Source organism: Citrobacter sp. Cm046 (genome assembly GCF_030333065.1).
Lineage (GTDB): Bacteria > Pseudomonadota > Gammaproteobacteria > Enterobacterales > Enterobacteriaceae > Citrobacter > Citrobacter murliniae.
Map to the genome: position 1 here is coordinate 83,753 of NZ_JAOWGP010000043.1, position 15,620 is coordinate 99,372.

The 15,620-nt window shown below is 51.0% G+C and carries 12 protein-coding genes; 6 read left to right on the top strand and 6 right to left on the bottom strand.

All coding sequences use genetic code 11. The features are described 5' to 3' along the window. Positions 1–68 precede the first annotated feature (68 nt). Entirely contained in the window at positions 69–905 is an 837-nt protein-coding gene (gene fghA / locus OGX98_RS16220; protein ID WP_048221044.1) for an S-formylglutathione hydrolase, read from the top strand. Between the two features lie 460 nt (positions 906–1,365). Then, positions 1,366–3,351: a ligand-gated channel protein gene (locus tag OGX98_RS16225; RefSeq protein WP_048221043.1), complete on the top strand. Its 1,986-nt coding sequence runs from the start codon at positions 1,366–1,368 to the stop codon at positions 3,349–3,351. A gap of 106 nt (positions 3,352–3,457) precedes the next feature. On the opposite strand, the gene lysP is transcribed toward OGX98_RS16225, so the two are convergent. Together lysP and yieE are read right to left on the bottom strand one after the other, a co-directional pair. Beyond that, entirely contained in the window at positions 3,458–4,927 is a 1,470-nt protein-coding gene (lysP, locus tag OGX98_RS16230) for a lysine-specific permease (RefSeq protein ID WP_045445033.1), read from the bottom strand. A 207-nt stretch (positions 4,928–5,134) separates the two neighbouring features. Then, entirely contained in the window at positions 5,135–6,016 is an 882-nt protein-coding gene (gene yieE / locus OGX98_RS16235; RefSeq protein WP_045445036.1) for a DNA-binding transcriptional regulator YeiE, read from the bottom strand. Positions 6,017–6,147: 131 nt separating this feature from the next. On the opposite strand from yieE, the gene OGX98_RS16240 reads away from it, so the two are divergent. Together OGX98_RS16240 and nfo are read left to right on the top strand one after the other, a co-directional pair. Next, the gene (locus OGX98_RS16240) at positions 6,148–7,197 is read left to right on the top strand and encodes a YeiH family protein (RefSeq protein WP_048221042.1); all 1,050 of its coding nucleotides are present in this window, start codon (positions 6,148–6,150) and stop codon (positions 7,195–7,197) included. A gap of 65 nt (positions 7,198–7,262) precedes the next feature. Beyond that, positions 7,263–8,120 carry a deoxyribonuclease IV gene (gene nfo / locus OGX98_RS16245; RefSeq protein ID WP_048221041.1) on the top strand — a complete coding sequence of 286 codons (858 nt, stop codon included), beginning with the start codon at positions 7,263–7,265 and terminating at the stop codon, positions 8,118–8,120. 47 nt (positions 8,121–8,167) lie between these two features. Here the strand turns inward: nfo and hypT are convergent, their stop codons facing one another. Continuing rightward, the gene (gene hypT, locus OGX98_RS16250; RefSeq protein WP_075261762.1) at positions 8,168–9,073 is read right to left on the bottom strand and encodes a hypochlorite stress DNA-binding transcriptional regulator HypT; all 906 of its coding nucleotides are present in this window, start codon (positions 9,071–9,073) and stop codon (positions 8,168–8,170) included. A 339-nt stretch (positions 9,074–9,412) separates the two neighbouring features. Between hypT and cuyB the strand changes: the two genes are divergently transcribed. Both cuyB and OGX98_RS16260 read left to right on the top strand, forming a co-directional pair. After that, positions 9,413–10,132: a cysteate racemase gene (gene cuyB, locus OGX98_RS16255; protein WP_045445049.1), complete on the top strand. Its 720-nt coding sequence runs from the start codon at positions 9,413–9,415 to the stop codon at positions 10,130–10,132. 76 nt (positions 10,133–10,208) lie between these two features. Next, the gene (locus OGX98_RS16260) at positions 10,209–11,507 is read left to right on the top strand and encodes an anaerobic C4-dicarboxylate transporter (protein ID WP_045445052.1); all 1,299 of its coding nucleotides are present in this window, start codon (positions 10,209–10,211) and stop codon (positions 11,505–11,507) included. 109 nt (positions 11,508–11,616) lie between these two features. On the opposite strand, the gene fruA is transcribed toward OGX98_RS16260, so the two are convergent. Genes fruA through fruB form a run of 3 tightly spaced genes read right to left on the bottom strand, consistent with a single transcriptional unit; the run spans position 11,617 to position 15,390 of the window. Further along, positions 11,617–13,305: a PTS fructose transporter subunit IIBC gene (gene fruA / locus OGX98_RS16265; protein WP_045445055.1), complete on the bottom strand. Its 1,689-nt coding sequence runs from the start codon at positions 13,303–13,305 to the stop codon at positions 11,617–11,619. Positions 13,306–13,321: 16 nt separating this feature from the next. Further along, entirely contained in the window at positions 13,322–14,260 is a 939-nt protein-coding gene (gene fruK / locus OGX98_RS16270; protein ID WP_003027446.1) for a 1-phosphofructokinase, read from the bottom strand. Then, positions 14,260–15,390, bottom strand: coding sequence for a fused PTS fructose transporter subunit IIA/HPr protein (fruB, locus tag OGX98_RS16275; protein WP_048221038.1), 1,131 nt, complete (start codon positions 15,388–15,390; stop codon positions 14,260–14,262). Before fruB ends, fruK begins: the two co-directional genes overlap by 1 nt. Between the last annotated feature and the right edge of the window lie 230 nt (positions 15,391–15,620).

The window sequence follows — 15,620 nt, forward strand, 5'->3', positions numbered from 1 at the left end:
GCAATGAATAATCTGTATTATGATGGGTTCGCAAACACATTCAGATTCGACACAACAAGGAGCCACGCATGGAAATGCTTGAAGAGCACCGCTGTTTTGAAGGCTGGCAGCAACGCTGGCGTCACGACTCCGCTACGTTAAATTGCACCATGACTTTCAGCATTTTTCTCCCTCCGCCGCGCGATAACACCCCGCCTCCGGTACTGTATTGGTTGTCGGGTCTGACCTGCAATGATGAGAATTTTACTACCAAAGCAGGCGCGCAGCGTATTGCAGCTGAGTTGGGGATTGTTCTGGTGATGCCAGATACCAGCCCGCGCGGTGAACTGGTGGCCAATGATGACGGGTACGATTTAGGTCAAGGTGCCGGATTTTATCTCAATGCCACACAGCAGCCATGGGCTTCGCATTTCCGCATGTATGACTACTTGCGCGATGAGCTTCCGGCACTGGTTCAGTCACAGTTTAACGTCGGCGATCGCTGCGCCATCAGCGGACACTCCATGGGCGGTCACGGTGCACTGATTATGGCGCTGAAAAACCCCGGTAAATACACCAGTGTTTCCGCGTTTGCGCCAATCGTAAACCCATGCCGTGTTCCGTGGGGAGAAAAGGCATTTAGTGCCTATCTGGGCGATGATAAGACGACCTGGGCCGCATGGGATAGCTGCGCGTTAATGTTAGCCAGTAAGCCAGAAGATGCCATTCCAACACTCATCGATCAGGGTGACAGCGATCAGTTCCTTGCCGATCAACTTCAACCTGCGGTGCTGGCAGAAACGGCTCGTCAGACGGCGTGGCCGATGACGTTACGCATTCAGCCCGGATACGATCATAGCTATTATTTTATTGCGTCGTTCATTGAAGATCATCTGCGCTTCCACGCACAATATCTGTTGAAGTAACGCACTGAGGGCGTCCGCCCTCTTTGTTTCTCCATCATTTCCTCATTTTTTCTCCATTTTTATTTTGCCGCTATCTCATTGACTGAAAAAGCTTTTCCTTGCCAATCATATCAAACACAAATGATTCCAATTATCATTTGTGTTTACAAACATTCACACTTTTGTACAATCTCCTAGCTTCTTTACTTAAAAGAGTCCTTAAAAGACAAATACATATAATTGTCATGGCCTTTGTCATGACGAGTTGATCGTTACCCTAAGAATTCGAGTTGTAGGACAAAATGCAATTGCATTTTGAACAGTGCTGGCCCCGAAGGGGTGAGGCTCTCTTGCCGGATCATGCGGCAGGGGAGTAAATCCCAGGAACGCACATAAGTACGTTCCTGGGGTGAACGAGCTTAGTCAGCACACCTGCAACTTGAAGTATTACGGGTAAATTCATTTAAATGGAATGATACAAATGACTATACCTCACGTTAAGGCTGTTGCTGCCGCAGTATGCGTCGCCAGTCTCCCATCACTCGTCTATGCTGCTGACCAGGATACCGTCGTTGTTACAGCCACCGGGTTTGAGCAAAAAATTCAGGACGCCCCCGCCTCTATTTCTGTGATCACCAAGCAGCAGATAGAGGATAAAGCTTACCGTGATGTCACCGATGCGCTAAAAGATGTACCTGGCGTCGTCGTAACAGGTGGTGGTAGCAGCAGCGATATCAGCATTCGCGGGATGGCTTCGCAATACACGCTTTTCCTGGTAAACGGTAAACGTATCAGCACGCGTGGTACACGTCCCAACAGCGATAACTCTGGCATTGAGCAAGGCTGGCTCCCGCCGCTGGAATCCATTGAACGTATCGAAGTGATCCGTGGCCCTATGTCTTCGCTCTACGGCTCTGATGCAATGGGCGGCGTCATCAACGTAATTACCAAAAAAGTCTCGAATACCAAAGCCTGGACCGGCTCCTTGCATGGCGATGCCACTTTCCAGGAAGACCGGGATTCTGGCGATATTTACCAGACTAACGCCTATGCTTCCGGGCCGCTGATTGACGGGTTACTCGGCGCAAAAGTCACCGGTTTATTCTCTCACCGTGCAGAAGATGAAATCGTCAATGGTTACAATGAGCAGCGTATGCGTAGCGGGGGATTAACCCTGAACTTTACGCCGGATGATAAAAACGATATTGACTTCGATTACGCACGTGAACTGCAGGATCGCGACAGCACGCCAGGCAAGTCAATGGCCGCAGAGAGCTGCCGCAACGGCACCTGTAAGCCAAACAGCAAAAGCGAAAGCAAGTATGTGCACACCACCTATTCATTAACCCACAGCGGTTACTATGACGACTTCAATACCACCAGCTATGTTCAGCAGGAAGAGAGCGAGAATCCCGGTCGCCAGATGAAGTCCTACAACACCATCTTCAATAACCAGAACCAGATCTTCCTCGGGGCACATACCCTGACGGCGGGTGGACAGTACCGTTATGAAAAACTGCGCGATAACGGTAACCAGTTGCAAGCGGCAGATGGTCTGAACAAGCTAACTCGCTGGAGCTGGGCGCTGTTTGCCGAAGATGAATGGGCCGTTACCGATACCTTTACGCTGACCGGTGGTCTGCGTATGGACAAAGATGAAAACTACGGTGATAACTGGACGCCGCGTGGCTATGGCGTATGGCATCTTAGCGATCAATGGACCTTAAAAGGCGGTGTTTCAGCAGGCTATCGTGCACCAGACCTGCGTCAGTCATCTGCCAGTTGGGGACAGGTCACCGGCGGTGGTCGCCTGAACGGTATCATTGTAGGTAACCCGGATCTGAAACCGGAGAAAAGCCTGAGTGAAGAAATCGGGTTGCTGTGGGACAACGGTAACGACCTCAACGCAGGCGTCACTCTGTTCAACACTGACTTCAAAAACAAAATTACCGAAGTTCGCCGCTGTAACAGCAGTTCCGATCCTGCCTGCACCATCGGCACAACCAGTTACGATTTTGTCAGCGATCGGGTTAACGTTGATAAAGCCAACATGCGCGGCGTAGAGTCCACCTTCGGCTGGAAGATTACCTCTGACCTCAACTGGACAGCTAACTACACCTACACCGAGTCTGAGCAGAAAAGCGGTCAGTTCTCTGGTCAGCCGCTGAATAAAATGCCAAAACATATGTTTAACACTACGCTGGACTGGCAGGCTACGCAGGATATCGGCTTCTGGAGCCGTCTGAACTTGCGCGGTAAAACATCCGAGTACCTGAGCCGTACCTCAATGGCACAAGGAACCCCTTCCTATACTCAGGTTGACGTCGGCTTGCGTTACTACGCCAACAAAGATCTGTTGCTGACTGCTGGCGTGTATAACGTTCTGGATAAGCAAATCAATTACGATACCTACGACACCGTTCTCGATGGTCGTCGCTATACCGTTGGCCTGACTTACAACTTCTAAGTACAGTGCAATAAAAAACCCCGGCACGAATAATGCCGGGGTTTTTGTTATTTTGTCTGCCGGATGACGGCATAAATGCTGGATCCGGACAGGTCTGTCTAAAAGGTTATTTCTTCACTCGCCCCGGGAAGTGCATTTCGCTGTAGCGAACAAAATGGGTCCCTTTTGTCAGCTTGTAGCCAAACCAGATAATCAGGAACAGCGGGATACCGATATAGGTTGCCATCACACCGCCCCAGTCAATGGTATCTTTCAGGAATGCTTCGTAGTTTTGTCCCAGCGTAATAATCAGGCACAACACGAAAGCAAAGATCGGACCCAGCGGGAAGAAACCTGAACGATACGGCAGATCCTTCACATCATGCCCCTGCAGCACATAGCCACGACGGAAACGATAGTGGCTAATGGCAATCCCCAGCCAGGCGATAAAGCCCGTCATCCCGGAGGTATTCAGCAGCCACAGGTACACGGTCTGGTTGCCAAACATTGAAGTCAGGAAGCACAACCCTGCCACCACCGTGGTCGCATATAACGCATTACGCGGTACACCGCCACGAGACAGCTTAGCGAAAATACGCGGCGCTTTACCATCACATGCCAGGGTATAAAGCATACGCGTTGACGCATACATCCCGGAGTTACCCGCCGACAATACCGCTGTCAGGATAACGGCGTTCATCACCGCCGCCGCAGAAAGCAGGCCGGCGTGCTGGAATACCAGCGTGAACGGACTGACGCTGATGTCTTTAACATCATTGCGCAGCAGGCTTGGGTCAGTGTATGGAATAATCAGGCTGATGATCAAAATAGCGAACACATAGAACAACAGGATTCGCCAGAACACCTGACGCACAGCGCGAGGAATGTTCTTCTCAGGATCTTCAGATTCGCCTGCAGCGATACCAATCAACTCGGTGCCCTGGAAAGAGAAACCGACGATCATCGCCACGCCAATCATCGCCGCAAAACCACCGGCAAAAGGAGCCTCACCTGTCGTCCAGTTGCTCCAGCCCACCGGTTGAGCGCCTTTAAAGATACCGACGATCATCATCACGCCAACCACAATGAAGATAATAACGGTGGTAACTTTGATCAGCGAGAACCAGTACTCCGCTTCACCAAAACCCCTGACCGAGATGTAGTTCAGCAGGAAGATGACGCACAGGAACAACGCACTCCAGATCCAGCCGGGCGTATCCGGGAACCACCAGCTCATCACCAGTTGTGCAGCCACAAGGTCAACGGCAATGGTTACCGCCCAGTTGTACCAGTAGTTCCAGCCCAGCGCGAAGCCAAAGCCTTCTTCTACATAGTTCTGACCGTAGGTGGAGAACGAACCGGAAACCGGCATATACGCGGCTAATTCACCAAGACTGGTCATCAGGAAGTACACCATCAGACCAATCAGAATATAGGAAAACAGCGCGCCGCCAGGACCCGCCGCAGAAATGGTTGCACCAGATGCAACAAAAAGACCCGTACCGATGGAGCCACCAATGGCAATCATCGTCAGGTGACGCGCTTTCAGTTCACGACGTAGCGTGGGCGCTTCTGTGGTTTTAGTTTCGGAAACCATGTGAAAATGCTATCCATCCAAAAAATGAGGCGCGATTGTAGCAGACGAAACGGCATTCTTCCGGCACAAATGCGCTGTTATAAGAGACCTTCATGACTGGCCGCGGATTATAAGTAAAGCAGAGATTTGAAAGCGTGCAGACCAGATAAACATAGCCCCATCAGGTAAGAGCGTGTCGGCACTACCTGCTTCCGACACACCTGCGTCTTACCCGGCCTGTTCCACCTGATCGCTATAACGTAAAAAACGCAGCAGCGCATTGGAGAGGTGTTTTTGACGATGATGGACACGCCAGAGGGTGCGAACTAACCGCGGTAGTGGCACGGGAACTTCGCTCAGCGTTCCGGCCCGCAACTGTTCCTCAATGACACGACGCGACAGACAGCTAATCCCTAATCCATGACGCACAGCATGTTTAATCGCTTCTGAATTACCCAGCTCCATGGCCATTTGAAACCTCGGCAAATGCGACAACAGCAGGTAATCAACAAGCTCACGCGTACCGGAACCACGCTCGCGGAGGATCCAGGGCGACGCTGCCAGTTGTTCCAGCGTAACGGGCCCCTTCGTTAATGGCGAAGACGGCGCAGCAAAGACCACCAGCTCATCTTCCAGCCACGGTTCAGAGATAATTTCCGTGCTGTGGCAAGGGCCTTCGATAAGCCCAATGTCTACCCGAAAATCCAGTACCGCGTTGATAACATCCTGACTGTTGCCCACGCTCAGCTCCAGTGGCAAATCAGGAAAATCCTGCCGGTAACGGGCGATCATGGCAGGAAGAATGTAATTACCAATGGTGCTGCTGGCATATACGCGAATAGCGCCATTATCTTCACGAAAAAGCTGTTCAATTTCAGTTGTTTGCTCAAGCAGCGCCAGCGCGCGAGGATAGAGTAATCGCCCGTGCTCATTAACGACCAGGCGCTTACCCACGCGGTCAAATAGCTGGACACCAAGTTGCCCCTCTAAATCGGTAAGCGCGGCGCTAACCGCCGACTGCGACAATGACAACATCACAGATGCCTGAGTCGTCGAGCCGCTTTTCAGTACCTCAGCAAACACTTCAAGTTGTCGTAGGGTGATATGCATAGTCATTTTCCACCAGGTAGCCGTGCTTACCACTTATAAAGATTAATTATAAATATATAATCAATTTTATTTTTAAGCCACTTCACCTTACTATTTTGTCAAAGATTTCATTCCAATTCACAGGAGGGGTCATGACAGAACTCGCCCTACAGAATCATCGACGTACAGTGTGGCATTTTATTCCGGGGCTTGCCCTGAGTGCAGTTATCACCGGGGCCGCTTTGTGGGGTGGTTCCATTCCCGCCGTAGCGGGTGCCGGGTTCAGCGCCCTCACCTTAGCCATTTTATTGGGGATGGTTCTCGGTAATACCGTCTATCCACACATCTGGAAAAGCTGTGACGGTGGCGTACTGTTTGCCAAACAACATTTATTACGCCTGGGGATAATCCTCTACGGCTTTCGCCTCACATTCGCGCAGATTGCTGACGTTGGCGTCAGCGGTATCGTGATCGATGTGTTGACGCTGACCAGTACCTTTATGCTTGCCTGTTTCCTTGGGCAGAAAGTGTTTGGCCTGGATCGGCACACCAGCTGGCTCATTGGTGCCGGGAGCAGCATTTGCGGTGCAGCCGCGGTGCTGGCAACAGAACCGGTAGTCAAAGCAGAAGCCAGTAAAGTGACGGTCGCTGTCGCAACTGTGGTTATCTTCGGTACGATTGCAATCTTCCTGTACCCGGCAATGTATCCACTGCTGGCGCACTGGTTTAGCCCGGAAACCTATGGGATTTACATTGGCTCTACCATGCATGAAGTAGCACAGGTTGTCGCCGCCGGACATGCAATTACTCCGGATGCAGAAAACGCGGCAGTGATTGCAAAAATGTTGCGCGTTATGATGCTGGCTCCATTCCTCATCATCCTGGCTGCCCGTGTGAAACAGCTGTCTCCGGCGACCGGAGGGGAAAAAAGTAAAATCACTATTCCGTGGTTTGCCATCCTGTTTATTGTGGTTGCGATTTTCAACTCGTTCCACCTGCTACCGAAGTCCGTAGTGGACATGCTGGTTACGCTGGATACAGTTCTGCTGGCGATGGCGATGGCCGCACTTGGGCTTACCACTCACGTCAGTGCACTGAAGAAAGCAGGTGCTAAACCCTTACTGATGGCGCTTGTTCTGTTTGTATGGCTGATTGTGGGCGGCGGTGCGATTAACGTTGCCATCCACGCGCTGATGGCATGATCGATCACGACTAACCCTTGTTAACCCGCTATACTCTCCCCTTTTGAGTATGGCGGGTTTAACTTATGAAATATATTGGAGCGCACGTAAGCGCCGCTGGCGGTCTGGCTAACGCCGCTATTCGAGCCGCGGAAATCGAAGCGACCGCATTCGCCCTGTTCACCAAAAATCAGCGCCAGTGGCGCGCCGCGCCGTTGACGACCGAAGTCATAGATGACTTTAAGTCAGCCTGCGAGAAGTACCATTTTTCTCCGGCACAAATCCTGCCTCACGACAGCTACCTGATTAACCTCGGACACCCGGTGAGCGACGCGCTGGAAAAATCACGCGATGCCTTTATTGATGAAATGCAGCGCTGTGAGCAGCTTGGCTTATCTCTGCTTAACTTTCACCCTGGTAGCCATTTGATGCAGATCCCGGAAGATGAGTGCCTGGCGCGGATCGCGGAGTCGATCAATATTGCCCTCGCTCAGACTCAGGGCGTGACGGCAGTCATTGAAAATACCGCCGGACAGGGCAGTAATCTTGGGTTTAAGTTTGAGCATCTGGCGGCCATTATTGATGGCGTAGAAGATAAAACCCGTGTCGGTGTCTGCATCGATACCTGCCACGCCTTCGCTGCCGGATACGATCTACGCACTACTGCCGAGTGCGAAAAGACCTTTGCGGAATTTGAACGCATCGTCGGCTTTAATTATTTACGCGGGATGCATCTCAACGATGCCAAGAGCACATTTGGCAGCCGTGTTGACCGCCACCACAGCTTAGGTGAAGGCAACATCGGTCACGATGCCTTCCGCTGGATCATGCAGGACAAGCGTTTTGACGGTATTCCACTGGTACTTGAGACCATCAACCCTGATATCTGGGCAGAAGAGATAGCCTGGCTGAAAGCCCAGCAAACAGAAAAAGCAGTCGCGTAACATCGTTCCCGCGCGCCAGACAAACTGGCGCATCTCAGAAGTGAAAATCAAAGCTCTGGCATATGGTTACGCAAGATGCCCCAGAAATTTTCAGCTGTTTTATTCAACCGGGTATCCATCCTGTAAATATAGGCCTGAATTGGCACCATTAGCTCCGGTACCGCCAGTGAAACCAACCGTTTTGTGCGCAGTTCGTTAACAATCGACCATGCGGGCAACCAGGCGATACCATGTCCATCAAGCGCCATATTTTTCAGCAACTCACTCATCGAAGACATAAATAACGTGCGTCCCGTAATTCCGCCCACTTCCGCCAGATGGCGGTTAACCAACCGCCCCATATAAGATGTACTGGTGTAGTTCAATATCGGCACCTGCGGCTGCCAGATATCAAACAACGGTTTACCCTGCTCATCAGCAGCACAAACAGGGTACAGCTCTGATTCAAAAACTTTCAGGCCACAAAAAGGTGACTGCATCAGGTCTTCATCGCGAAATGAGATAATAAAATCACTTTTCCCTTCTCGCAGGGTGTTAACCGCCTGCACAACATCAATGGCCTCAACGTGATAAACAAATTCTTCGCCGTAGGCTGCCATCGAGTGAACTAATCTGGGTAGCATGGTAAGCGACAGCGAATGTGCCGCCGCAACTTTAATATTCGGCACTCCTAGCAAGTTATGACCGCTTAGCTCATCAAGATTACATTCCAGCTGTTGCAATAAGCTTCGTGTCTGCGAGTGAAACAACTTCCCCTCTTCCGTAAGTTGCAACGGCGAAGTGGTGCGATCAAATAACATGACTCCTACCGCCGACTCGAGCGCTTTGATCCGTCGGCTAAATGCTGGTTGAGATATATTACGTTGCTCAGCTGCCTGGGAAAAATGACGACAGGCTTCCAGTGTCAAAAAATCATATAACCATTTTGTCTCGATGTTTTTCATATCGGTCACACAGGTATTTAAATATGTCCATGAGCATATAACATCATGCCTGAGAATTTCAGGACATATCATTGACTCTCAGCAATTAGTGATTCGTTTTTTGCATGACACCTTCGTTTTTGACATTAACCTCCTGATGGTTTCTCCCATATGTTCGCGCTCGATTCTGACCAGAACCCATACTCTTTGCCGGGCGCTGGCATTCTGCCCCTGACGCAACACTCACAATCATGCGGTTTTTGCATTACAGCAAACATTATTGCATTTCTCATCGCCGTCATCAGCTGTTAAACATTAGCGAAAGAAAAAATACAGATTATTTATTAACGGTTAAATGAGGTATAAATCGTGAAAGGTTTAATTGGCGTACTTGGCGGAATGGGTCCTGCTGCAACCGTCGATCTTTTTAATAAATTTGTCACTTATACGGCAGCACAGTGCGATCAGGAACATATTCCATTAATTATATCATCTATTCCTGATATTCCCGACCGGACCGATGCTCTGATGCATCATGGTCGCTCCCCTCTTCCCGCTATGCGTGATTATCTGCATAAACTGGAAGATGCCGGGGCGGAGTGTATTGTGATTCCCTGTAATACCGCCCATTTTTGGTTCAACGAATTAAAAGATTCCTGCCATATAGACCTGCTAAGCATTGTTGATACAACGATGAATGAGGTTGAAAAATGCAGAAAAACCCGTATTGGGCTGCTGGCAACCAACGCCACACTCTACATGGGACTTTATCAAAAAGGTATAGAATCTCTTGGATTAAGCTGCATCAGTCCTGATACGTCCAGTCAGGAAAAAGTGATGGAAAGTATTTATTGCTTAAAAGCAGGTGATCTTAAGCACGCGCAAAAAATGATGCTTGAACAAGCCGAAATACTTTTCTCACGCGGTGCTGAAGTTATCGTTCTGGGCTGTACGGAAGTTCCTGTGATCCTTGCCGAAGCAGTTAAACAGTCACCGGATAAATATATTGATTCAACCGGATCATTAGTTCGTGCAGGTATTAAGTGGTACGAAAAAAGAGTAGGAAAGCACCATCTCCTGGCGCAATAAAAACAAACCTAACTAAATAAACATATTAACTAAACACTCACCTTTAACGACAAATTATTGTCTGGCGGAGATCATTATGATTTGGCTAGAAATTATCGTGGTATTAGGATCAATATTTTTTGGTATTCGTCTCGGCGGGATTGGCATTGGTTTATGCGGTGGACTGGGACTGGCAATTCTGACGCTGGGATTTGGTCTTTCCATCGGTTCCCCGCCCGTAGATGTTATTCTTATTATTATGACGGTTGTTGTAGCAGCATCTGCACTACAGGCCGCAGGAGGCATGGATTATCTGGTACGCATCGCCGGCAATTTTATGCGACGAAATCCAAAATATATTAATATTATTGCGCCAATTATTACCTGGTCGATGACCATTATGGCGGGAACCGGGTTTATCGTCTTTTCTACCTTGCCGGTAATTGCAGAAGTGGCAAAAGAATCCGGCATACGTCCCTCTCGCACGCTAGCTGGCTCCGTAGTCGCCTCCCAAATTGCGATATCTGGCTCGCCGATTAGCGCCGCCATGGCCGCGATGCTGACGATCATGGAAGGGAATGGCGTCAGCTTTATTCAGGTCATGGCGGTTTGTCTTCCGGCCTCATTCGTTGCCGCGATGGTTGCCGCATTAATCGCTTCACGCCAGGGATGCGAGCTGGAAGATGACGAAGTATATCTGGAGCGTCTGCAAAAAGGTCTGGTCCGTAAATATGAAGGGCAGCACAGCACTACGCCGGGAGCCAGGCTTTCTGTCGGCCTGTTTATGCTGGCAACAGTCGTCATCGTTATTCTTGCCGCATGTCCTCAGCTACGCCCCGGCTTCGACATCGGTAGCCCAATGAATACGCGGGATATCATTATTATCTGCATGCTGTCCGCCGCTTGCCTGATGGTGGTGTTGTGTAAAACATCCACAGATTCCATTGTGCTGACATCCACTTTTCGCGCGGGCATGAGCTCACTGGCAGTAATTCTCGGGATCGTAACGCTGGGCACAACATTTATTGATGCGCATCTGGCGGAGATTAAAAGTATCGCGGGCGATATTCTGCAGGCCTATCCGATGCTGTTGGCACTGGTACTCTTTGGTACCTGCGCGCTCCTCTATTCACAAGGAGCAACCACGCCACTGATTATCCCTCTTGCCGTCGCCCTCGGTGTACCAACCTGGGCCATACTGGCTTCGTACGTCGCGGTAACCGGGGTGTTTGTTCTGCCAACTTATCCCACGTCGCTGGCAGCAATGGAATTCGACACCACAGGGACAACGCGGGTTGGCAAGTATGTCTTAAACCATCCGTTTATGTTGCCAGGGTTAGGCGGCATTATTGCTGGTGTTGCCTTTGGCTTTATCATTGCACCCATGATTGCCTGAACCGCATAGCAAAAGGATTCGTTATGCCTCGCCCCATAGAATTTCAATGGATAACGCTTTAAGCATAAAAAAAGGGCAGAGAAATCTCTGCCCTTTGATGAGAGGAGGGTTATGCCGCTTTAGCGACAGCGTCCTCTTCCGGACGTTTCAGGAACGCATAGGCCAGACCTGCAACCAGCGTACCTGCGATAATTGCCAGCAGATATCCAAGAACCGGTGTAATTGCGCCAGGGATCAGCAGTACGAACAGACCACCGTGCGGAGCCATCAGCTTAGCACCTACCGCCATGGAGATTGCTCCGGTCAACGCACCACCGACGATACAGCACGGCAGAACACGCATCGGGTCACGGGCTGCGAACGGAATCGCCCCTTCGGTAATGAAGCACAGACCCAGAACCAGAGCGGCTTTCCCCCCTTCCTGTTGTGCTTTGTCGAATTTACGACGCGCAACAAGGGTAGACAGACCCAGTGCCAGCGGTGGCACCATACCCGCAGCCATGATTGCAGCCATTGGCGCATACGTTTGTGTACTCAGCAGACCCACACCGAAAGCATATGCGGCTTTGTTTACCGGTCCCCCCATGTCAGTACACATCATACCGCCAAGAATTGCACCGAGCAGTACCGCATTCGCCGTCCCCATGGTTTGCAGCCAGTGAGTCAGACCTTCCAGGATGCCAGCAACCGGTTTGCCAATGAGGTAAATCATCGCCAGACCCACCACCAGGCTCGAGAGCAGTGGAATGATCAGGATCGGTTTCAGCGCTTCCATACTTTGCGGCAATTTCAGCTTAGTGCTGATTAACTTCGCCAGGTAACCCGCAAGGAAACCGGCAATGATCCCGCCGATAAAACCGGAACCGGTGCTTACCGCCAACATACCGCCGATAAGACCCGGCGTCAGGCCAGGACGGTCGGCAATAGAGAACGCAATGTAACCCGCCAGAACCGGAACCATCAGCGCAAAGGCTGAGCCACCGCCAATCTGCATCAACGCCGCTGCCAGCGTGTTAGGCTCTTTAAATGCTTCAATACCAAACGCGAAAGACAGCGCAATACACAAGCCACCCGCAACCACCATTGGCAGCATGTAAGAAACGCCCGTCAGCAGGTGACGGTATGCGCCAGCACTCTCTTTCTTACCCTGTGTCGCTGTAGACTGTCCTTTCCCCGCAGGCTGGTAGAGGGTCGCTTCGTCGACGGCTTTATCCAGCTCTTGCTTCGTTTTCTTCAGTGCCAGACCGGTCGAGGTACGGTACATCGGTTTTCCGGCAAATTTCGCCAGATCCACTTCAATATCAGCAGCCACGATCACCAGATCAGCTTCGGCAACCTCTTCCGGGGTTATGGCATTACCCGCCCCAACAGAGCCACGGGTTTCAACCTTCACCCACCAGCCGCGTTTTTTGGCCTCGGTTTCAATGGCTTCAGCAGCCATAAAAGTATGCGCTACGCCCGTTGGACAGGCCGTTACCGCAACCACACGTTTCGGACCACTGCTTGCCACAGGTGCGGCAGCAGCTGGCGCGCTGTAGGGTTTTGCATGACTTTTCGCTTCGCTAAGGAATAACTCAGGATGAGCAACCGCACGACCAATATCACCCAACCAGACATTTTTTCCGTTCAGCGAAGTGTCATTCGGGAGTTTGTCGCCCAGAACAATCGCCAGCTCAGCATCATTAGGATTATCAATAATATCCAGATGCGCCTTATGCGCCGCCGCTCCAAGCAGGGTTTTCGCCATGTAAGCACGAGCCTGGCCGAGATTAGCGTCAATAATCAGCAGCGTTTTCATTATGCCTCTCCTGCTGTCAGTTAAACGGTTTTAAGTCGACACGCGCCATCATTGCGGCCAACTGAGGACGATCGGTAATACCCACATTACTTTGACTTACGGCCAGTGCAGCAACAGCGGTCGCCAGACGTAAGGTGTGTTCACTGGACTCACGCATCAGCAGGCCGTAAATCAGGCCGCCGACCATTGAGTCTCCCGCACCTACGGTGCTGACCACCTCAACGGATGGCGGTTTCGCAATCCATTCGCCTGAAGCGTTAACCCACAGCGCACCTTCCGCACCGAGTGAAATCACCACATGAGCGATACCCTGCTCGCGCAGTGCATGTGCAGCATCAATAACATCTTTCATTTCCGGCAGTTTACGGCCAGCCCAGATCTCCAGCTCGCGGCGGTTAGGTTTTACCAGCCACGGAGCCGCTTTCAGACCCGCGACCAGTGCTTCACGGCTACTATCAAAGATAATGCATGGACACTGGCTGCGCAGGCGCGTCATCCAGTCGGTGAATGCTTCCGGACTAACACCGGTCGGCAAGCTGCCGCTGACACACACCATGTCGAACTGCCCCAACCAGCTCAAGGAGTCATTCACAAAGCGTTCCCAGTCGGCTGGGGTGACTTCAAAACCAGAGAAATTGAAGTCTGAAACTTCGCCGTCTTTTTCAGTCAGTTTGACGTTAATACGGGTACGCCCCTGCACCACCTGAAAACGGTTAGCAATACCCAATTCGCTGAACAGTTGCTGAAAGCCATCCTGGTTGTCTTTACCCAGGAAACCGCCAACCGTAACGTCGATACCCAGATCTTTCAGAACTTTCGCGACGTTGATGCCTTTTCCAGCCGCGTGCAGACCGGTCGTTTTAACCAGGTTTACTTCACCGCGTTCAATTTCCGGGCAAAAACCGACAAGGTCGTAAGCCGGGTTCAGGGTGATAGTTGCAACACGTCTGCTCATTACGCGCCCTCCCCAAGACCTGCCGCGATAGCATCGCCAATCGCTTTCAGCGCCTGTTCAGCATCATCACCCTGTGCGGTAAAGCGCAGGTGATGTCCTTTCTTCACGCCTAAGGCAACGACTTTCATCAGACTACGTCCATTTGCCGGTTTTCCGGTTCCATCAAGATTTGTCACGGTAATTTCACTGTTAAATTGTTTAATCGTATTCACCAGCATGGTGCCCGGACGGGCGTGTAAACCATGCTCATTGCGCACCACAAACTCAGCGCTTAATACATCGTCAGTTAATGCGTCATCGCTGGTCAGCAGCGCCAGCACGGTAGCTGCGTCAGCTTTCAGTAAACGGTCAGCTTTATTGTTCAACAACAGATCGCCAAGGCGCTTCAGCACCGCAACGGGCTGCTCATCATTCATAGCAACGGTAATCAACGCCGCAGCCGTTTCACCTTGAACCTCAAATGCGTTGGCCGCACGACTGACCGCGATAGCGCTGCGCACATTGCCTTCAGCACAGTCATTCAGCCAAATCCCTTGACCGAGATTCATCGGTTGTTCGTTAATCGCTCTGGTGACGAATGTCGCATCGACCGCTCCAGCTTCTTTCAGCCGTGCAGCATTCAGCGCCTGCAGCGTCATCAGAGAGTTGGCGGCAACGTCCAGCGTCAGCATGTCATTATCAAGCTTCAGCTGTTCACTTTGCTTTTCGCCCATCAGTAAGGCGCGCAGTTCTTCTGCTGTAGTGGCTGATTTCAGTTGCTCAGCCACCGAATCATCACTCAGCACGTGCGTCAGTTGGCGCAGTAAACCGAGGTGTTCATCCGAGCTGGCTGCAATACCGATAGCCACATACGCGACCTGGTCTTCACCCCAGGTCACGCCTTGCGGGAACTGAAATACCTGCACACCGGTTTTCAGCACGCGGTCGCGCGTATCCGTTGTACCGTGAGGTATAGCAATACCGTTGCCAAGGAAAGTGGATGTCTGTTGTTCGCGTGCCAGCATGCCATCGACGTAGCCCTCCGCGACGTTGCCCGCTTGTACTAACGCGGCTGCAACCTGACGAATGGCCTCTTCTTTGTTTCCGGCCTGCTCGCCCGGGTGTATATCCTGAACAGATAACTGGAACATGGTTCTCCTCTCCTGCCGAATTGAAACGATTCAGCTAACATGAGAAAAAAGGCGCCACCCGACTCCATCATTTAAAATCTGATAGCGCTGAAACGTTTCAAGAAGTCTTGATCTTTCTGCTTCAGCACGCAAGTAAAGTTGTAGATTTGCTTGCTGAATTTAGATGTAACGCACATTTTTTCTTCTATGTGTGGAAATTGCTGACGCAAAAAATAGGGTTACCCTATCAT

Coding starts and splice junctions, on each gene's coding strand:
- fruA (WP_045445055.1), bottom strand. CDS start 13,305: ATGAAAACGCTGCTGATTATTGACGCTAATCTCGGCCAGGCTCGTGCT.
- OGX98_RS16225 (WP_048221043.1), top strand. CDS start 1,366: ATGACTATACCTCACGTTAAGGCTGTTGCTGCCGCAGTATGCGTCGCC.
- fruB (WP_048221038.1), bottom strand. CDS start 15,390: ATGTTCCAGTTATCTGTTCAGGATATACACCCGGGCGAGCAGGCCGGA.
- lysP (WP_045445033.1), bottom strand. CDS start 4,927: ATGGTTTCCGAAACTAAAACCACAGAAGCGCCCACGCTACGTCGTGAA.
- fruK (WP_003027446.1), bottom strand. CDS start 14,260: ATGAGCAGACGTGTTGCAACTATCACCCTGAACCCGGCTTACGACCTT.
- fghA (WP_048221044.1), top strand. CDS start 69: ATGGAAATGCTTGAAGAGCACCGCTGTTTTGAAGGCTGGCAGCAACGC.
- yieE (WP_045445036.1), bottom strand. CDS start 6,016: ATGCATATCACCCTACGACAACTTGAAGTGTTTGCTGAGGTACTGAAA.
- OGX98_RS16240 (WP_048221042.1), top strand. CDS start 6,148: ATGACAGAACTCGCCCTACAGAATCATCGACGTACAGTGTGGCATTTT.
- nfo (WP_048221041.1), top strand. CDS start 7,263: ATGAAATATATTGGAGCGCACGTAAGCGCCGCTGGCGGTCTGGCTAAC.
- OGX98_RS16260 (WP_045445052.1), top strand. CDS start 10,209: ATGATTTGGCTAGAAATTATCGTGGTATTAGGATCAATATTTTTTGGT.